Raw genomic sequence first — 18,571 nt, 5'->3', positions numbered from 1 at the left:
ACACAGTTGCACTGTTGCGACAACAGGTAGCCAATGGCTTGACCTAACCCTTCTTAGCCAGCCTATAGTACCTGCTTTTATCCGAAAAGAACTGCTGCCATTCAGCCGTATCAGCGGCTGCTGATATGAACTGCTGATGCGGCTATGGCGGTGATTTTAAGTTGCTGCCCACCAGCGCAACCCCATGATTATTGGTTGGTTTCAAGTGCGCAGACGTCGGTAACGATCTTCAGATGATGATTCTTTGGTGCTGATATAAACGTGGTATCAGCGAAAGTCGCGCGATTTAACCTGCAGCTCAGTCAAGGCATCGCTATGGTCGAATAAAGCGCCGGCAATCACATGCATCACGCCATCACGACATTCGAGGGTTCCTTTCACAAGTAGTAGCTGTGCGGTCATCAGGGCCTGTCTAAACTGATCTTGTACTTTTGGCCAAACAACCACGTTGTGGTTGCCTGTCTCATCTTCCAGGGTCAGAAACACCACGCCAGACGCTGTTCCGGGGCGTTGGCGACAAGTAACAATACCGGCAATGCGAACGAAGCGATTGTTCCCCAGTGCTGAAAGCTCGCTGTACTTTCGGCATTGATTAAATGGAGCGTGTCCACGTAGCAACGCAAGTGGGTGGTCACGTAGTGTGACCCCGGTGCTTTGGTAGTCCGCCATCACGTTTTCAGCAACAGAGGGCATTGGTAACTCAATGTGATCACTTAAGCCTTCGGGTCTGTTTTCATAGGGCGTATCGCGTAGCAGGGGGCTGGGCGTTTGCAGTGCCATGACTTGCCACTGGGATTGGTGGCGATGCCCACTTAGACTCTTTAAGGCGTCAGCGCTGGCTAGTACCTCCATGTCACCTTTGTCGAGCTGTGCTCTACGCCTAAGGTCACTCATGCTTTTAAATGGCATCTGTCGCTGGGCATCGGCAACCCGTTGTCCCGCGCGTTTATTGAGTCCTTTTATTAGCCGTAAACCCAAGCGTATTGGTGGCTGCCCCTGATCGGTCTGACTGAGCAGTTGATGGTTCCAGTCGCTGTGATTGACGTCTGCGGGTAAGACGATGACACCATGGCGCTGGGCATCTTGTACAAGCTGTGAGGGTGTATAGAACCCCATGGGCTGGCTATTGAGTAGGCCCACGTAAAAAGCCGCTGGATAATGACACTTTAACCAGGCAGAAACGTAGGCCAATAGGGCAAAACTGGCTGAATGGGACTCCGGGAAACCATAGCCGCCAAAGCCCTTAATTTGATCGAACAAGCGATTGGAGTACTCGGCACTGTAGCCTCGCTCACGCATACCATCCTTGAGTTTTTTCTCAAAAGTTAAGAGTTTGCTGTTGCGACCCCAGTTGGTGATTGCTCGGCGCAGTGCGTCTGCCTCTCCCCCGGTAAACCCCGCAGCAACCATGGCGAGGCGAATCACTTGCTCTTGAAAAATGGGGACCCCTAATGTCGGCTCGAGTACCGACTTAATATCTTCATTGGGGTAGGTAACCACTTCGAGCCCATGCTTTCTACGTAGGTAGGGGTGTACCATATCGCCTTGTATCGGGCCTGGCCGGACAATAGCAATCTCAATGACAAGGTCATAAAAACAAGCGGGCTTAAGCCGTGGCAGCATCGACATCTGTGCTCGAGACTCAATCTGAAATACACCCAGGGAGTCGGCGGACTGAAGCATTTTATAAGTTGCCTGGTCTTCACGGGGAATATCCTGAATACGCTTAATTTGAGGATTTTCCCGGTTTACTAGCGCCAAAGTTTTACGGATAGCCGACAACATACCTAAAGCCAGTACATCAACTTTTAGTAATCCTAGGGCTTCAATATCTTCTTTGTCCCATTGAATAACCGTTCGTTCATCCATACTGGCGTTTTCTACCGGAACCAAATTGGAGATGGGACCGCGGCTAATAACAAAGCCGCCAACGTGCTGGGAGAGATGGCGTGGAAAGCCGAGTATCTCCTGTACCAGATCAAGGAAAAGCTGAGCCTGTTTGCCGGGCATCCCCATGCCTTGCTGCTCGAAGCGCTGCCTAAGCTCGCCCTCTCGGTTCCACCACGCCAGTGACTTAGCAAGATCTTCCACTAAAATGGCATCGAGACCTAGGGCTTTACCGACATCTCGAACCGCACTTCTGGACCGATAAGTGATAACGGTAGCAGCTAAAGCGGCGCGTCTCCGCGTGTATTTTCGGTAGATATATTGAATGATTTCTTCACGACGTTCGTGTTCAAAATCCACGTCAATATCTGGAGGCTCATCGCGTTCTCGGGATATGAAACGCTCGAATAGCAAGTTAACTTGCTCGGGATTGACTTCGGTAATGTGTAAGCAATAGCAAACAACAGAATTGGCAGCAGAGCCTCGACCTTGGCACAGGATATGCCTTTCCCTAGCAAATCGAACAAGGTCGTACACAGTTAGAAAGTAGTATTCGAAGTCGAGTTCAGAAATGAGTACTAATTCGTGTTGTATGCGATTCTGAATGCTATTGGGTACACCGTTAGGCCAGCGTTGCGCCGCACCTAGAGCGACCTGCTCTCGTAAATAGGTATTAGCATCTTGGCCGGTTGGAATAACTTCTTCTGGGTACTCATAGCGAAGTTCATCAAGGCTGAATTGGCACTGTTGACTGATGCGTAAAGTTTCGCCAATCAGTGATGGCGGGTAGAGCGGGAGTAATTTATCAAGAGTGCGCAGGTGCTGTTGGCTGTTAGCCAGTCTCCGCAGCCCCAGCTTACTAACCGTTGTGTTGTGGTGTAGGGCGGTTAGTACATCATGCAGTCGTTTTCGTGATGCGCTGTGCATCCGGACATCACCGCAGGCGACCAAGGGTAGGTTTAACTGTTGTGCTAAGTCCCAACGCTGGCGAAAGCGTCGTATTTCATCATTGCCTAGTAGGCGACTACTGCCAATCCAGATTCGTCCGGGACATAATCGTGCCAGTTGCTGCCCGGACCCCATTTCATGCTCAGAGTCGCCGGGTAGCCAGATAATAAGGCAGCGTTTCAAGTGAAAGATAATGTCACGCAGTCGGGTGGTGTACTCGCCTTTGGGGCTGCGGCGTCTAGAGCGACTGATTAGGCCTGACAGCTCGGCATAGGCCTCTCGGCTGGGCGCCAGTGCAATAAGGCGAATACCTTCAACCAAATTAAATTCACTACCAATAATAAGTTTTATAGCGCAGCGTTTTGCAGCGACATGTGCCTTTACAACACCGGCAAGGGAGCATTCGTCGGTAATGGCCAATGCGGAGTAGCCGCAGGCGGCGGCACGTTCCACTAATTCTTCGGGGTGGGAGGCTCCGAGTAGGAAGCTGTAGTTACTAAGACAGTGAAGTTCGGCGTAAGGCATACAATTATTATACTGTATATTTATACAGTATAATGGTGTGGTGCTGGAATTTAATGGCTTATTACACAGGCGGGTAACGGTTTGATAGCGGTAACGTTCTTCGACGTCGGAGGGCTGTTTTATGTCATCAGGAACCTCATCAAAGAATATTGATTGAGCAATATGGGTGGGCACATCTTCCTTCACAAATGGTGAAGCGGTTACAGTGGACACCGATGGCTGTGGTGAGGTTCTTCATGGCCCTGAAAACAACTATTTCATAAGGTTAGTGCCATGACGTTGAGCCGAATTATATTTAAATACCTGAGTTTTAGTTTGCTCATTTTGGTGGCGTTATCTGGGTGTACCGGTATGCCTGAGGGTGTCGAGCCGGTGACCGATTTTGATAAGTCACGCTATCTGGGCACGTGGCATGAAATTGCCCGTCTCGATCACAGTTTTGAGCGAGGTCTGGTTGATGTGACGGCGGAGTACTCGTTACGTGACGATGGTGCTGTCCGCGTTATCAACAGTGGCACCGACTCAGAAACGGGTGAGTATAAAGTTGCCGAGGGTCACGCTAAGTTTGTTGGCGATGAGGGCACGGCGCATCTTAAAGTTTCATTTTTTGGGCCGTTCTACGGTAGTTACATTGTCTTTGAGTTAGACCCTAATTATCGATACGCCTTTGTGGCGGGTTACAACACGGATTACTTGTGGCTACTAGCTCGAGACACCGATATCAGCGATGAAACTCGCCAGTCATTTACCGATCGCGCTCAGGCCCTGGGGTTTGCCGTGGATGACTTGGTCTGGTTGCACTAAAGGCATGCTCTACAACTTGAGCCTGATTTTTATTTGTTGAAAGACGTCTAATGAGGCGGGGCAAAGACAGCAGCAAACGCTAAAATCTGTTCGGTTGATGACTGAAACTTTGAGGCGCCTCGCTATGGTATGAGCTCTTTAAACCGTTCAGTCCTACTCACTGTGTTGGTTGTCGCAGCTAATTAGCGCGAACAGACTTTGAAGTTACTGTGCAAGGCGCTTGAAGTGCCTATGGCAGTATTCCCTGTACATACCATTGTTTGCTATAGCGATCTTCGAAAATCCAAATGGGTTGTCCTGCTTGAGTTTGGGCAATGTAGTAGTCTCGGCTGGCGGGTTTTTGCCACCAATTATCTTCAAGGCGCTCAGGTCCCAGCAAGATTGTTAATACCCCGTTCCAGTGCAATACATTGTCTTTAATCCGTATTGGGTGGGGCTCATCAAATAGCCAAAAAGGTCGTTGTGCCTGCCCCTGCAAGGTCGGCTGTAGCGGTGCGGTATCTTGACTTAAATACTGACTGTGTTCGGGTAAATGTGCCTCGCGTAGGGCGATCTGATTGATGGCTTGTAGTCCTAGCCGTGATCTGAGGCGATCGACCAGATTATGCAGGGGTTCACGATGATGGGTTTCACCAAATAAATCGGCAACAACGGCATGTTGGGTTTGGAAGTGATGAACATTAAGGGCCAATCCCTCGATACTGGCACCCAGTGAGCTCTGTTCTAGGCTCAGGCGTGATAGCTCAAACCAGAGCTTGGGATCAGCATGAGCTTCACTACTGCGAACTTCGAAGCGTTCGGTGCTGCCATGCATGCGCAACATCTGCCACTCGATATGGGTTGCCCGATGTTGAGTCGCATGGCAAAAGCGCGCCAAAGCTTGCAGTAATTGCTGCATAGCGGGATGCAGTTCGATCTGGTTGCGAATTTCAAAGCCGAACCATAAGGAATCATAAAACTGATGGGGCGGATGAAAATCCTGAGTAACGGTGTCAGAAGTCGCCGTGACATCTCCCAGCCATTTTTGAAATGCCTGGCCGCAGCGGCGTCCCAGTGCGCTTGTAGGCATTTCGAGTATCTCTCCCAGTGTTTGAATCCCCGCTTTTTCGAGGCTGGTAATGGCACTCAAGAATTGACCTGCTTGAACTTTGCGCAGTAGGTATAGAGGAATTTTATCAAGCCGCTTTCGTAGACTTTGATCCGATGGATATAAAAAACGTTCCTCCCAATGACTGAGTAGCCAAGCGGCAGAACGGTTAGGTGCTAAGCCTGATTTGACCGTAAAACCCCGTTTCTCGAGGTCATTTTGAATGTTGTCAAATAGCTTTTTCAGACCGCCGTACAGCTTTAAACATCGACCGACCTCAAGTTGAATTCCCTCATCCTGCCAGCGTTCCAGCGTGGGCGTGATGCTGTAAGCCCAGCACTCTAGGCGTTCCAAGGCGCGCAACTCTTGGCTTGGATCCCGTTCAAGGAGTTGTAGATGAGATGTATCGACGAGGGCACGAACGGTGGCAGTACTTTGTCCTAGTTTAAGGCCGGTTAATTGCGCTTCGTCGTTGACAGCGATTACGCGCTGTCGCTCTATGACAACGGCTGGGTAGTCCTGCTGTAGTGGTTGACACTCAAGGGGAAGCTGGGGAAAGCGAAGGTAGAGCCAGAGGGACATACCCCAATAATACTGTATATATATACAGTATTGAATAGCCTTTTGAGCGACGCCAAAGAATTTTCTTTATCGAAGCCTTAATTGCCCTAGCAGCCTTAATGGCTGTTATGCGTTGTGTGTATGGTAATCCGAGGTGTTACGCATATTGCTATTGGCTCGCATAGGTCTTGAGCGAAACCGAGCTTGTGTGGGGCAACCTTGAGTGTAGATGGTGTATTTTGTTGTGTTGTTGTAAGTCTAAAATAGCGCCGCTCGCAGTTTGTAAAAATTGGAAAAGAAGAAAAATTTTCCGCTTGTTTGAGGAGCAGCCCATGGTGCCGGTTTCTATGAGGTAAATGCGCCTTTAGACCGGGGCTAGATTTAAAGGCCGCCGCCTTCCATTAAGTACTGGATAGCCCCTTTAATGGCAAAGCCTAGCAGGCCCATGGCAAGTGCAATAAATAAAATAAAGGTGCCGTAACGCCCGGCATTGTTGCGGCGCGCCAGATCCCAAACAATAAAAACCATCAGTGCCATGAGTGCCGTTACACCGAGGGTAACGCCCCACTCACTGAGCCAAGTATCCAGTGCCATTAGGCTTGCTGAATATCGCTAGTCATGGACACAGTCGCACTTAGAGAGTTGGTGATTAAACAGCCGTCTTCAGCCTTTTCGAGAAGACGTTGTACGCGTTCTGCGCTGATATCGCCTTGTGGCGTTACGGTGACATGCAACTGAATCTCCGTAAATTGTGGCTTGCGGTCAATGCGATCAAGCGTGCCAGTCGCCTGACATTGAATTTGATCCCACTGTAGTTTGGATGCTTGAGCAATGGCACGAAACGTCAAAACAAAGCAGTCTGCTACGGCAGCCATTAATAGTGATTCAGGACTCCATTGATTGCCCGGGCCGCCAAATTCGGCGGGGGCATTAGTGGTGAGATCAGGCAGACCCGAGGCGGTTACCGTAATGTGACTATCGGCTTTGTCACCACTGGCGATGGCCGTGTAATGGTGCGGAAGAGGTTCCATGAAGTCGGCTCCGTAGGGGCTATCGGCTAGGCAAGTACGTGAGTGTAGCTTGCCTGTTCATGCGACGTCATGTGACGGTTTTTAATGGCTTCGTTTTAGGCAACGGGCGTCAGTATTTGCCCCGTATGAGTACGACGCATTTTGCCTGCAGAAATCTCCCAGGGTTGTGGGGTGTTAATGATGTCTTCTTCATCAGGAAGTCTGATATTACCTGTTGGCCTGCCGCCACGTTGCTTAAGAATATCGACGGTGTGATAGCGATCGACGGTTAGGCGCAAGCTAAACGGCGTATGTTGTTCTATAGCTTGATTGGCCCTAAAAAGAACGACAAGTGTGTCGTTTTCAGTGGCGGCTAACTGTAGCTTTCGTAATTCAGCATAACGGTAATCACTGGCTCCCAGCCAGCTGAAAACGATACTGCAAGTGGTGCTACGGATGGCTTGTTCTGTGGCCCATAATAACTCTTCACGATCTTTAGGGTGCACCATCAGAATTTGCTCGGTGGCAATCCCACGGGCGGCGAGTAGCGGTGCATAAGGGGCATGGGGTGGGGCAATAAAAGCCTGCCAACGGCGTTGTTCGCTGAGGGCTGCCATGGTGGGTAGGAACAAGCCCATGGAGTCAGTGCTGTTATCCTTACCTAGAACTTCAACGCCGCCGCGTAGTGGCCAACCTGCCATGGCGATTTGATCGTCGAGGGCTGTAAATCCCGTAGGCAGTGCGTCTACGCCGTGTAAGTCACTATTGGCAGATGTACGCATCGCGAATACATTTTCGCCAGTACTCATGCCGCGCCAGGTATCAGAGCGACTTATGATGTGTTCAAGTGGATCAGACATGTTGTGTTCCTCTGCGGCTAGGGACTTACAGCTAGATGCGTTGATGGCTGTATGTACTGCTGTATAAGATACTGTATAAATGAACAGTAGTCCTGTGGAGCGACAAAATCAAGGGGAGGTTATTTGGAGCGTCGTGAAAAGCGACAGGTACGGCGGTCAGCTTTAAGTGAGGTGGCATTTCGGCGTTATTTCCCTGCCAGCTGGTTTTCTAGTCTTGGGTCTTGGATGTTGCGCTTTTTATTGGGCTGGAGCGCCTGGGACCTAACGTTATCGGCAACCTGGGTCGGCATAACCGCCGCTTTAATGCTTGCCCCTGCGCTCTTGCTGTCACCTTGGTTCGGCATTTTGTCAGACCGAATCAATCCGCGTTCTGGTTTAGTGGCTTCAATGTTCATACACGGCTTTATTGCTTTGGCCGGGGTAGTAGCGTTGTGGGCAGGTGTCTTTGGGGTTCCCGTTCTGCTGTCTTTGGCATTGGCTATGGGGGTTGTTACATCGGGCCATAGCCCGATGCGACTTGCACTGATACCGCTTTTAGTTGAACGAGCGGCCTTGCCGAGTGCTGTAGGTCTATCTGCCACCACCTTCAATATTGCTCGTATCCTAGGCCCTGCCCTTGGGGCGGCCCTGATTGCCGGTTCTGGTCCCGAGCTGGCTTTTATGCTCGCGAGCATAATGTTTGCAATTGCGGCGGCTATCCTGCTCAAGCTCCACGGTGTAGGTGTTCGTGAGCCACGACCTAGAGAGCCCTACGTACAACAATTTAAAGCGGGTATTCGTTATGTGCGCGAGGAGCCGGCTATTCAATTGATCTTTGCTTTCACTATTCTCAATGGTGTCTTGGGTAGGACTGTCGTGGAGCTTCTGCCGGCCTTTGCAGGTGGCTTTTTAGGCGGGGGCGCGCGAGAACTGGCTGCGTTGACAGCGAGCGCGGGCCTAGGATCTATTGTGGGTGGTTTGGTTATGACCCGCCAACAGGCTGACACAGCCCGTTTGCTCAACCTAGTGGCAATGGCTATTGCCGCCGCTGCCCTGTTAATACTGGGCTTATTCTTGGGTTCTAATTTATACCGGCTGGGGGCATTAATTTTTGCGCTGAGCTTGGTCACGACTATTGCAGGTACCGGTTGCCAAACGATTATTCAGCTGCGCTTGGTCGAGAGTTATCGCGGTCGGGTATTGAGCCTGTGGACGCTATTTGCAATGGGGGCGCCCGCGATTGGTTCGGCGTGTTTGGGGATGCTCACCGATAGCTTTGGTTACACCGTCGTCTTTACCATAACCGCTGGTGCTGGCTGGCTAGTACTGTGGTTACTTTACGCGCGTCGCTCAAGTCTTTCGTAATCATGGCCTATTATCGAGTGCTGGCAGGTTTTGTAGCTTTGCCGTTAGGGCCCTGAGCCAAGAGCACAACAAGCTGATCTAATATGTCCCAAGGGTTACCTTTTTCAAAACCCTTCACCGTCGCATCGGCTTGAAAGGCCAGTTTTTGGAGTCGGCCAATCCCGTCGGCGTTTTGTCGTTCTGCTGCCCCTTGGACGAGGCCCATGCGACTGCGCCAGACACCCCGTTGATTCATGGCTCGGGATAAAGGCTGACCTTTAGCGCAGTCGTCATGCAGGCCGGCGAGTAGTGCAACATCTCGATTGAGAGGCCACAACACGGCAGGGGGTTGTGTGGACTCAGCTTCTAAGCCCCGCAGCGTTCTAATTGCGGCGGCGGCGTCACCGCTTAACGCGGTATCTGCTAGACCAAAGGTACTGTAGCGAGCGTTGGCCAGGACGCTGTTTAAGACCGTGTCTACAGTGACATGCTCTTCTGTGGCTAATAATTTGAGTTTGTCGACTTCCTGCACCGCGGCGAGCAAGTTGCCTTCAACACGTTCCGCGAGAAGCTGCACTGCATCGCGGTCTGCACGTAGGCCGACGCTTTTCAGTCGTTGCTGGAGGAAGCCGGGGAGCTCACGGCGCCCTACGGGCCAAATTTGCACGGCTAAGCCGTCCTGATCGATCCGTGTAAACCATTTGGCACGTTGCGATTGCTTGTCCACTTTACCCGCAATGACTAGCAGAACATCCTCCGTATCGAGGGCGAGGTACTCCTGAAGGGCTTTGCTCCCCTCGGTTCCGGGCTTCCCTGAGGGCAGTCTAATTTCAATAAGCTTGCGGTCAGCAAAAAGCGACAAAGCCCCTGCGCTCTGCAATAGCTGTTGCCAATCACCCGTGCCCGAAATTTCGATAATCTCGCGTTCGGTGCAGCCGGCAGCTCTGGCAGCGGCTCGTACGGTATCGGCGCATTCTTCGACGATTAGTGTTTCGTCACCGAACACCAAATAGCATCGCTTTAACTCGCGATTGAGATGTTGTGAAAGTTGTTCGGGCTTAACTGGCATTTATTGGCTGAGACTGTAAGTGATACGCCGAATAATTTGAGCCGCCAGATCTTGCCGCATTTCCTCGCGCAGCAGTCGAAGCTCTTCGGTCTTGCCCATCACATTCAACGGGTCGTTGAGAAACTGGCGTACCACCTGAACATCGGTATCCATGGCAAGTTCAGTGGCACCTTGGCTCAAGGCGAAACTAGCCACCATGGTGAGCTCTACTTCTGCGGCTCTCGCCTGAGCTGTTAGAGACAGGTTACGTTGTTGAAAACGTTCTTCCCCCAGCCGAAGCACCAAACCCTCGGTAGTTTCTTGGTTCAGTAGGGCGCCTTGCAGGCGTAATTGCTCCCGCAGCGCCGTGGTGAGTTCGCCCCGGGGCTGACGGCTGACGAGCACGACTTCAGTGCCGGTTAGAGATGTTGAGCCCAAAGACCCCGCGGCTCCCTTGAGTTGAAAGCCACATCCGACTAAGAAAAAGGTGAGTAGAAAAAGAAGGCCCGTATAACCCAGCTTAGACACTTTCATGGTTTGTACTCTCAGGGCCGTGGCCATTAATTCGCCACGACATTAACAAGTTTTCCGGGCACAACGATGACCTTTCGCACCGTTTTGTCTGCAATAAAGCGCATGACATTCTCTTCTGCCAAAGCTGTTGCCTCCAAGGTCTCTTTGTCCGCATCTACCGCAACGTTGAGTTTGGCTCGCACCTTGCCATTAACCTGCACCACAATTTCGAGCTCATCCCTGCTCAGCGCAGCGGCGTCAACCAAGGGCCATCGCGCCGAAATAATATCCGCGTCATTTAATTCGCGCCATAAATGTTCGGTGACATGAGGCACAATTGGGCAGAGGAGCAAAAGAGCCGCCTGCAAGGCTTCGCGCTCAACCGCTAAACCATTGTCAGTGCTGGTATCTAACTTACTGACTTCGTTACACAGCTCCATAACCGCAGCGATAGCGGTGTTAAAGGTTTGCCTGCGACCGTAATCGTCGTCCACTTTGCCAATTGTCTCGTGGGTTTTTCGACGGAGGTCTTTTTGAGCTTTGTTGAGTTCGCTGACCTTGATGTCGGGTACGGGTCCCCGGTTACTGTGCTCGGAGACCATTCGCCAGAGGCGTCGAAGAAAACGGTTGGCTCCTTCAACGCCGGAGTCTGACCATTCAAGGCTTTGTTCTGGGGGAGCAGCGAACATACTGAAAAGTCGAACGGTATCAGCGCCGTAACGATCTATCAGTTCTTGTGGATCAACCGTATTGCCTCGGGATTTTGACATCTTCGTGCCATCTTTAAGAACCATCCCCTGAGTCAGCAAACGTCGAAACGGCTCATCAGAAGTCACTAAGCCCTCATCGCGCATTAGTTTGTGAAAAAATCGAGCATACAAGAGGTGCAGGATGGCGTGTTCAATGCCGCCTACGTATTGATCGACTTCTAGCCAATAATTGGCTTCATCATCAAGCATGGCGCTGCTGTTGCCGGCAGAGGCGTAACGCGCGTAGTACCAAGATGACTCCATAAAAGTGTCAAACGTATCCGTTTCCCTTTCTGCGGCTTGGCCGCAGCGTGGACACTCTGTTTTGGTAAAGCTCTCTAGGCTAGTCAGCGGTGAGCCCACGCCTTTGAGCGCCACGTCAGTAGGAAGCAAGACGGGAAGGTCGTCAGCGGGCACGGGTACCGAGCCACAGGTTTGGCAATTGATGACCGGGATGGGCGTACCCCAGTAACGCTGGCGGGATACGCCCCAGTCGCGCAGCCGGAAATTAACGGTGCTTTCCCCTAAATTGCGCTCGGTGAGTTGCGCAACAATCGCTTCAAAGGCCGCTGTAAAATTGAGCCCATCAAACTCTCCGGAGTTAATCAGGTCACCTTTATCGGTATAAGCGGCCCGGGTGAGGTCTGCGGGTTGCTCTTCGGTACCCTCAATAACTTGAACTATTGGTAGGCCATATTTGCTGGCAAATTCCCAGTCACGCTGGTCGTGTCCCGGCACAGACATGACGGCGCCGGACCCGTAGCCCATCAATACAAAATTGGCAACCCATAGGGGTAGGGGGGCCCCGGTCAACGGGTGGGACACCGTGAGCCCCGTGTCCATTCCTTGTTTTTCAAGGGTGGCCATGTCGGCCTCGGCCACTTTTATGTGACCAAGCTTTTCAATAAACGCAGCCAGCTTTGGGTTGCCGGTTGCGGCTTCAATGGCAAGGGGATGTTGTGGCGCGACCGCAAGGTAGGTGACGCCCATCAGGGTATCGGGCCGCGTCGTGTAAACCTCGACTGCGTCGCTGTCGCCATAGGGAAACCTGACGTTGGCCCCTACCGAGCGCCCGATCCAATTGCGTTGCATAGCCACGACTTGTTCAGGCCACTGTTTTAAAGAATCCAAGTCATCTAACAGTTCTTGAGCATAGGCAGTGATCCGAATGAACCACTGATTGATGGCTTTCCGTTCTACCGGGTTGTCGCAGCGCCAACACTTGCCATCGACGACTTGTTCATTGGCTAAAACCGTTTGGTCAGTCTCACACCAATTGACGTCGGCTTCTTTTTTGTAGGCCAAACCACGCTCGAGGAGCCGGGTAAAAAACCACTGTTCCCAGCGGTAGTAATCAGGTTGGCAGGTTGTAACTTCTCGGCTCCAATCGTATGCAAACCCAAGCCTTGAGAGCTGGCTGCGCATTTCCGCAATGTTGTCTAGGGTCCAAGCTGCGGGGGGGACTTGGTTGGCAATGGCTGCATTTTCAGCGGGGAGGCCAAAGGCGTCCCAACCCATAGGTTGGAGAACGTTTTTCCCCTGCATACGCTGATACCGTGCAATGACGTCGGCGATCGTGTAGTTGCGCACATGCCCCATATGCAATTTACCACTGGGGTAGGGAAACATAGCTAGGCAGTAAAATTTCTCAAGCGTACTGTCTGGAGTGGCTTTATAAGTCTCTTCGGTCGCCCAGCGTTTCTGGGCAGCAAGCTCGATTTGCTGGGGACTGTATTCCTGATTCATAGGGGCTCTATCTGCTTGCCCCATCGTTTGATTGGGGACATTGGTTCTCAAAGGGTCAAGTGTACCAGTCTGAGAGAGGGCTTGGGGTGGTCAACGTGGTCTGCGATAGCCCGCAGCAGCGATGAATAAGCCACAAAAAACCAAAGTGGGTGCACTTCCCAGCCACATGATGGGAGTTAAGCCTGTTTTTGGCTGCACCACTCCGGTAATGACGTGTTCTTCAAATTGTGGCGCGGTAACGACGGGCTCGCCCCTGTGATCTATTATCGCTGACACACCATTATTAGTGCCTCTTAAAAGCGGCCTGCCAGTTTCGAGCGCCCTAAAACGCGCCATTTGCAGATGTTGTAAAGGCCCCATGGAGTGACCGAACCAACTGTCGTTGCTGACGGTAATCAGAATGTCTGAGGTGCGTGCACCCTGCCAGACGAAGTCGGGATAGACCACTTCATAACAGATAAAGGATGCCACACGTAAAGCTCTGGCCGACAAGATTGGCGGGACATCGGGCCCAGAGATGAAATTGGACATGGGTAAATCAAAAAATTGAATTAAGCCCCGTAAGCTATCCTCAAAAGGTACGTACTCTCCAAAAGGCACCAGCTTTTGTTTGCGGTACTCACCGTTTCCCTGACCTAAAGCAATAATACTGTTATAGCTGCCTTGTTCGTCACGGGTGGGAATGCCGGTAATCAATGTGGTTTCTGTTTCCTCGGCTGCGGCAGAAACCTGATTCAGGTAGTCGTTGATGCGGTCGCGATAGCCGGGCAGTGCAGATTCAGGCCACAGTACGAGGTCAACCGTTTCGAAATGGGGTAAAGAGCTGTTTATGTATTGCTGTTGGATTGCGCGAAAATAACGACGGTTCCATTTTTTTTCTAGGGGAATATTGGGCTGATAAATGGCGGTAGTCACAGGGGCGGCACTGTCCTGGGTCCACTGGATGGCACTTAGGGACAAGCCCATTAGAATCACAAGGGCCCAAATTGAAGTTGCTGCCCATTGGCTGCGGCGCCCGCTGTGCCGAGTGAACGCCCAAGAGCCAACGGCGGCTGAGAGTCCCACAATCATAAAGCTCAGCCCATAAACACCAATCACCGGCGCCCAACCGGCCGCCGGGGTGTCGAGAGCAATGTACCCCGCATAGAGCCAGGGAAAACCAGTCAGAAGCCAGCTGCGCACCCATTCGAACAAGACCCAGATTGCCGCAAAAAGTGCGGGCTCGGGGTTTTCACAATCGCCAATGCAGTAGCGGTATAGCGCCATTTGAAGCCCAGTGAGTAGGGCGAGTCCCAAGCAAAAGGCCGCGGTGAGGGCCCCGGCTAATGGCGGTGGCGCTTGACCATAAACATTGATGCTGACATAGACCCAGGAGACGCCACCACCAAAGAGGCCGGCGCCGTAGAGCCAGCCGGTGACAAAGGCAGAGTGATTTGATGGGCGATGGATGAGATACAACAAGGCAGCAATGCTGAACAATGTGGCCGGCCAAGCTGACAGAGGTGCCAGGCCCGGTATGAAGAGGGCGCCTGCGATGACCGGCAGCATACTGCTAGCTAGAGCTTTAACTCTAGACGTCACGTTAATCAGTCAGCAGCGTCATGGGGGGGTGTTACTCGGAGGCTAAGCAAGCGACGCTGATCTGCGTTGACGACCTTGAACTCGAAGCGCTCGAGGTGGGTCGTCTCGCTGCGGGTAGGCATGTGTCCAAAGGCGTTAACTACGAGGCCACCAATCGTATCGAATTCTTCGTTGCTAAAGGTCACGCCGAAGTGCTCATTGAAGTCCTCAATCGGCGTTTGGGCCTTCACGAAAAACTCAGTCGGACTTATTTTTCGGATATCCCGGCCTTCATCAACGTCTGTCTCGTCTTCAATTTCACCGACAATTTCTTCAAGCACGTCTTCAATGGTCACTAGGCCAGCGACTCCTCCGTACTCGTCGATTACGATGGCCATGTGGTTGCGATTTTGCCGGAATTCGCGGAGTAGAACATTCAGGCGTTTGCTTTCGGGGACCACCACTGCAGGTCGCAACAGGCTGCGCAGATCAAATGCTGGCTCGCGCTCCAAAACCAAGGGTAGTAGATCTTTAGCCAATAAAATGCCGGTTACGTTATCGAGGTTGTCATCGATAACGGGAAAGCGCGAGTGGGCGGCATGGATGATTTGGGGCAGAGCTTCATCGAGATCAGCATCGATTTTAATGACGGTCATCTGCGCACGGGGGATCATGATGTCCCGCACCTGCATGTCACTGACTGACAGAGCGCCTTCCATAATGGTTTTCGCGTCGTCGTCAATCAGCTCGTTGTCAACGGCAAGCTCGAGCAAGCCCTCTAGATCAGCACGATTTTGGGGGGTCCCAGAAAGAAACTGTGTTAACCGTTCAACCCAGCTGCGCTCATCACTTTCGGGGGTGTGTAGGTCGTTCACGGAAGTTCAGCTCGCGGGTCTTCAGCGCCGAAAATATACGGGTTAGGGTAGCCGAATTGCTGCAAAATTTGGGTTTCTAGAGCTTCCATATCTTGAGCCGTATCGTCTGAGTCGTGATCATAGCCCAATAAATGAAGGACCCCATGTACGGTCAGATGGGCCCAGTGACAGATGGGAGTTTTGCCCTGTTCCTGTGCCTCCTGCCATACCAGGGGGCTGCAAATAACGATATCTCCCAGTAGTTCGCAACCGACATCGGTCGGTATTTCAGCGGGAAAAGAAAGCACGTTTGTGGGACCGGAGCGATGTCGAAAGCGCTGATTCAGCTGGCTCATTTCGTCGGTGTTACTGATGCGGATACTCAGCTCTGGTCTGGCAGTTGAAGTTGCCTCTAGCGCACGGCAGGTTGCATTAACCCACCGTTCAAAGCTCTCGTCTTCGGGAGCCTCAATGTCGTCGTCGCGCTCGATGTGGAGTACGGGGATCATGGTTCCCTACGCTCTAGCTTGGGGCTCCTAGCCTCAAATTCGTCATAGGCTGAAACCACTCTTTGTACCAGGGGGTGGCGCACGACGTCTTTATTGGCAAACCAAGTAAATGTGATGCCCTCGACACCTTCTAAAACTTGTGTGGCGTGGGTGAGTCCAGATTGTTGGCCCTTTGGTAGGTCAATTTGTGTGGCATCACCGGTGATGACGGCGGTTGAGCCAAACCCAATGCGGGTTAAGAACATCTTCATTTGTTCTCGGGTTGTATTTTGTGCCTCATCTAAAATGATGAAGGCATTGTTGAGGGTGCGCCCGCGCATAAAGGCTAGAGGCGCCACTTCAATGATATTGCGCTCTATATATTTAGTGACGGTCTCAAATCCCAGCATTTCATAGAGTGCGTCGTAAAGCGGACGGAGATAAGGGTCCACCTTTTGGCTGAGGTCGCCAGGAAGAAAACCCAACCGCTCGCCGGCTTCTACCGCGGGCCGCACCAGTAAAATACGGCGCACTTGCTCGTCCAGGAGTGCCTGGACGGCGCAAGCGACACCCAAATACGTTTTCCCTGTGCCGGCAGGACCAATACCAAAATTTATGTCGTGCCGCTGAAGTGCCCGGACGTAAGATTGCTGATTTTTACCCCTAGGTTTAATGGATGTCCGCTTGGTCCGAATGACGGTGATGGGTTCGACATCGCTGCTGGGGTTTTGCTGACGGTGGTGTGCTAGATGCTCGAGGTCGGCTTGCTGCAGGTGCAAATGAACGCTTTCTGGGCTAATGCCGATGCCCTGACATGCCTCACTGTATAAAGTTTCTAGCAGTGCAACCGTTATCGAAACAGCGTCGGCGTTTCCCGAGACGGTGAAGTGATTGCTGCGATTGCGTATCACGACACTCAGTCGCTCTTCCAGTTGGCGCAAATGCGCATCCAACTGTCCGCACAGCGCGGCCAGGTGACGGGCATCATTAGGTTCGAGGGTAATGCTGAGTTGTGAGGCCGACTCCGTGGTGTCGCCGGGATCGGGGGCTGCGCTAATGGTATCCAACGCCTGTTTGTTCGCTCTTTTCGCAACTGGGAGAGAGAAGATACAGACCTTATCGTGGGAGTCAACTGCCTTTAACAGGTCAGACAAGCTGCGGGAGTAACTGACCTCTCAGTGAGTTGGGCAAAGCTTCGACAATCTTTACGTCGGCGAATTGACCAATAAGCCCACTGTTATCGCAGCTGAAGTTGACCACTCGGTTATTCTCCGTGCGCCCAGCGAGTTGTCCGGGATCCTTTTTAGACACTCCGGTCACCAAGATACGCTGCTCACTTCCCACCATGGCGACCCCAATAGCGGCGGCTTGCTGGGCGATTCTTCCTTGCAGGATTTTCAGGCGCTGTTTTTTTGTCTCCATGGTGGTTTCGTCTAAAAGATCGGCTGCAGGTGTTCCGGGGCGGGCGCTGTAAATAAAACTAAACGAGCTATCAAACCCCACCTCTTCAATGAGCTTCATTGTCGCGGCAAAGTCCTTCTCATCTTCACCAGGAAAACCGATGATGAAGTCTGAGGACAAAGAAATGTTGGGACGAATCCGGCGTAGGGCTCTGATTTTAGCTTTGTACTCCAACGCCGTGTGGCCTCGCTTCATGGCCATTAACGTGCGATCCGAGCCGCTTTGTACCGGCAGATGCAGGTGGTCCACCAGTGCTGGAATATCCGCGTAGCACTGAATCAGGGCGTCAGAAAACTCTACAGGGTGTGAGGTCGTGTAGCGAATGCGCTCTATGCCCGGCACTAAATTCACCAGGTGGAGGAGCTCAGCGAAATCGACATTGTCGCCCAAGTGGTTAGGCCCTCTGTAGGCATTTACATTTTGCCCAAGCAGATTGACCTCTCTCACACCCCCATTGGCGAGTGAGGCAATCTCGGCAATGACATCGTCGACCGGGCGGGAAACCTCCTCGCCACGGGTGTAGGGCACGACGCAAAACGTACAATATTTGCTGCAGCCCTCCATAATCGAAACAAAAGCGCTGGGGCCGTCTACTCGGGGCTCTGGAAGCCGGTCAAATTTTTCTATCTCGGGGAAGCTGACGTCAACAACAACGGGGGTGCCGTCCCTTGAAGCATCAATCATCTCGGGAAGACGGTGCAGGGTTTGTGGTCCAAAAATCAAATCGACAAAGGGTGCGCGTTTACTGATCTCCGCACCCTCCTGACTTGCAACACAGCCACCGACACCAATGATTAAGTCGGGCTTGGCTTCCTTCAGAGGCCGCCAACGCCCCAATTGATGAAAAACCTTTTCCTGTGCCTTTTCGCGGATTGAACAGGTGTTTAGCAACAGAACGTCGGCTTCCTCCACCTGATCGGTCATTGTTAGCCCGTGGCTTTCCCCCAACAGGTCGGCCATACGAGCAGAATCGTATTCATTCATCTGGCAGCCGTGGGTTTGTACGAACAATTTTTTCTGAGGTGGCGTTGTCAAAAAGGTGGTCTCACTTGCGATAGATAGAGCGGATGGTGGGAAGTATACCGTTATGAAACCACCTGTGCGCGAGAATCCACTGGCGGATAACCTCAGAAGTGGTACCATTCCC

General features: G+C 52.0%; 15 protein-coding genes. 2 read left to right on the top strand and 13 right to left on the bottom strand.

Features of this window, described 5'->3' with window-relative positions; translation table 11 throughout:
- Positions 1–267 precede the first annotated feature (267 nt).
- Positions 268–3,360, bottom strand: a complete 3,093-nt coding sequence (locus tag ACMAY6_RS12470) for an error-prone DNA polymerase (protein ID WP_435212291.1) — start codon at positions 3,358–3,360, stop codon at positions 268–270.
- A gap of 273 nt (positions 3,361–3,633) precedes the next feature.
- On the opposite strand from ACMAY6_RS12470, the gene ACMAY6_RS12465 reads away from it, so the two are divergent.
- On the top strand, positions 3,634–4,164 hold the full coding sequence (locus tag ACMAY6_RS12465; protein WP_435212290.1) for a lipocalin family protein: 531 nt from the start codon (positions 3,634–3,636) through the stop codon (positions 4,162–4,164).
- Positions 4,165–4,393: 229 nt separating this feature from the next.
- Here the strand turns inward: ACMAY6_RS12465 and ACMAY6_RS12460 are convergent, their stop codons facing one another.
- The 4 genes from ACMAY6_RS12460 to imuA all read right to left on the bottom strand — a co-directional run bounded on the left by ACMAY6_RS12460 (position 4,394) and on the right by imuA (position 7,682).
- Complete coding sequence (locus ACMAY6_RS12460; RefSeq protein WP_435212288.1) at positions 4,394–5,833, bottom strand: Y-family DNA polymerase; 1,440 nt, start codon at positions 5,831–5,833, stop codon at positions 4,394–4,396.
- A 360-nt stretch (positions 5,834–6,193) separates the two neighbouring features.
- A complete protein-coding gene (locus tag ACMAY6_RS12455; RefSeq protein ID WP_435212286.1) occupies positions 6,194–6,406 on the bottom strand; it encodes a DUF2788 domain-containing protein in 213 nt (70 codons plus the stop codon).
- Complete coding sequence (locus ACMAY6_RS12450; RefSeq protein ID WP_435212284.1) at positions 6,406–6,843, bottom strand: OsmC family protein; 438 nt, start codon at positions 6,841–6,843, stop codon at positions 6,406–6,408. The genes ACMAY6_RS12455 and ACMAY6_RS12450 overlap by 1 nt, the downstream gene beginning before the upstream one ends.
- Positions 6,844–6,938: 95 nt before the next feature.
- Complete coding sequence (gene imuA / locus ACMAY6_RS12445; protein WP_435212282.1) at positions 6,939–7,682, bottom strand: translesion DNA synthesis-associated protein ImuA; 744 nt, start codon at positions 7,680–7,682, stop codon at positions 6,939–6,941.
- A 123-nt stretch (positions 7,683–7,805) separates the two neighbouring features.
- On the opposite strand from imuA, the gene ACMAY6_RS12440 reads away from it, so the two are divergent.
- The gene (locus ACMAY6_RS12440; RefSeq protein ID WP_435212281.1) at positions 7,806–9,026 is read left to right on the top strand and encodes an MFS transporter; all 1,221 of its coding nucleotides are present in this window, start codon (positions 7,806–7,808) and stop codon (positions 9,024–9,026) included.
- Between the two features lie 10 nt (positions 9,027–9,036).
- Here ACMAY6_RS12440 and holA read toward each other — a convergent pair whose 3' ends face one another.
- From holA to miaB, 8 genes are all read right to left on the bottom strand, one after another.
- Positions 9,037–10,074 (bottom strand): DNA polymerase III subunit delta, encoded by a 1,038-nt coding sequence (gene holA, locus ACMAY6_RS12435; protein ID WP_435212280.1) that lies wholly within the window; start codon positions 10,072–10,074, stop codon positions 9,037–9,039.
- On the bottom strand, positions 10,075–10,587 hold the full coding sequence (lptE, locus tag ACMAY6_RS12430; protein ID WP_435212278.1) for an LPS assembly lipoprotein LptE: 513 nt from the start codon (positions 10,585–10,587) through the stop codon (positions 10,075–10,077).
- Positions 10,588–10,613: 26 nt separating this feature from the next.
- Complete coding sequence (gene leuS / locus ACMAY6_RS12425) at positions 10,614–13,061, bottom strand: leucine--tRNA ligase (protein WP_435212276.1); 2,448 nt, start codon at positions 13,059–13,061, stop codon at positions 10,614–10,616.
- 90 nt (positions 13,062–13,151) lie between these two features.
- Entirely contained in the window at positions 13,152–14,642 is a 1,491-nt protein-coding gene (gene lnt / locus ACMAY6_RS12420) for an apolipoprotein N-acyltransferase (RefSeq protein WP_435212274.1), read from the bottom strand.
- 5 nt (positions 14,643–14,647) lie between these two features.
- A complete protein-coding gene (locus ACMAY6_RS12415) occupies positions 14,648–15,496 on the bottom strand; it encodes an HlyC/CorC family transporter (protein WP_435212273.1) in 849 nt (282 codons plus the stop codon).
- On the bottom strand, positions 15,493–15,984 hold the full coding sequence (gene ybeY / locus ACMAY6_RS12410; protein WP_435212271.1) for an rRNA maturation RNase YbeY: 492 nt from the start codon (positions 15,982–15,984) through the stop codon (positions 15,493–15,495). The genes ACMAY6_RS12415 and ybeY overlap by 4 nt, the downstream gene beginning before the upstream one ends.
- Positions 15,981–17,030: a PhoH family protein gene (locus tag ACMAY6_RS12405; protein ID WP_435212269.1), complete on the bottom strand. Its 1,050-nt coding sequence runs from the start codon at positions 17,028–17,030 to the stop codon at positions 15,981–15,983. Before ACMAY6_RS12405 ends, ybeY begins: the two co-directional genes overlap by 4 nt.
- Positions 17,031–17,109: 79 nt before the next feature.
- Entirely contained in the window at positions 17,110–18,459 is a 1,350-nt protein-coding gene (miaB, locus tag ACMAY6_RS12400) for a tRNA (N6-isopentenyl adenosine(37)-C2)-methylthiotransferase MiaB (RefSeq protein WP_435212267.1), read from the bottom strand.
- Positions 18,460–18,571: the final 112 nt, after the last annotated feature.

Origin of the sequence: Luminiphilus sp. nBUS_16 (assembly GCF_051201645.1) — a bacterium.
GTDB lineage: Bacteria > Pseudomonadota > Gammaproteobacteria > Pseudomonadales > Halieaceae > Luminiphilus.
The sequence above is the reverse complement of the archived record's forward strand: the minus strand, read 5'-3'. Positions and strand labels throughout refer to the sequence as shown.

Excerpts from the sequence above, each read along its gene's own strand:
- ACMAY6_RS12470 (WP_435212291.1), bottom strand. The coding sequence starts at position 3,360 with ATGCCTTACGCCGAACTTCACTGTCTTAGTAACTACAGCTTCCTACTC.
- ACMAY6_RS12465 (WP_435212290.1), top strand. The coding sequence starts at position 3,634 with ATGACGTTGAGCCGAATTATATTTAAATACCTGAGTTTTAGTTTGCTC.
- ACMAY6_RS12460 (WP_435212288.1), bottom strand. The coding sequence starts at position 5,833 with ATGTCCCTCTGGCTCTACCTTCGCTTTCCCCAGCTTCCCCTTGAGTGT.
- ACMAY6_RS12455 (WP_435212286.1), bottom strand. The coding sequence starts at position 6,406 with ATGGCACTGGATACTTGGCTCAGTGAGTGGGGCGTTACCCTCGGTGTA.
- ACMAY6_RS12450 (WP_435212284.1), bottom strand. The coding sequence starts at position 6,843 with ATGGAACCTCTTCCGCACCATTACACGGCCATCGCCAGTGGTGACAAA.
- imuA (WP_435212282.1), bottom strand. The coding sequence starts at position 7,682 with ATGTCTGATCCACTTGAACACATCATAAGTCGCTCTGATACCTGGCGC.
- holA (WP_435212280.1), bottom strand. The coding sequence starts at position 10,074 with ATGCCAGTTAAGCCCGAACAACTTTCACAACATCTCAATCGCGAGTTA.
- lptE (WP_435212278.1), bottom strand. The coding sequence starts at position 10,587 with ATGAAAGTGTCTAAGCTGGGTTATACGGGCCTTCTTTTTCTACTCACC.
- leuS (WP_435212276.1), bottom strand. The coding sequence starts at position 13,061 with ATGAATCAGGAATACAGTCCCCAGCAAATCGAGCTTGCTGCCCAGAAA.
- ybeY (WP_435212271.1), bottom strand. The coding sequence starts at position 15,984 with ATGATCCCCGTACTCCACATCGAGCGCGACGACGACATTGAGGCTCCC.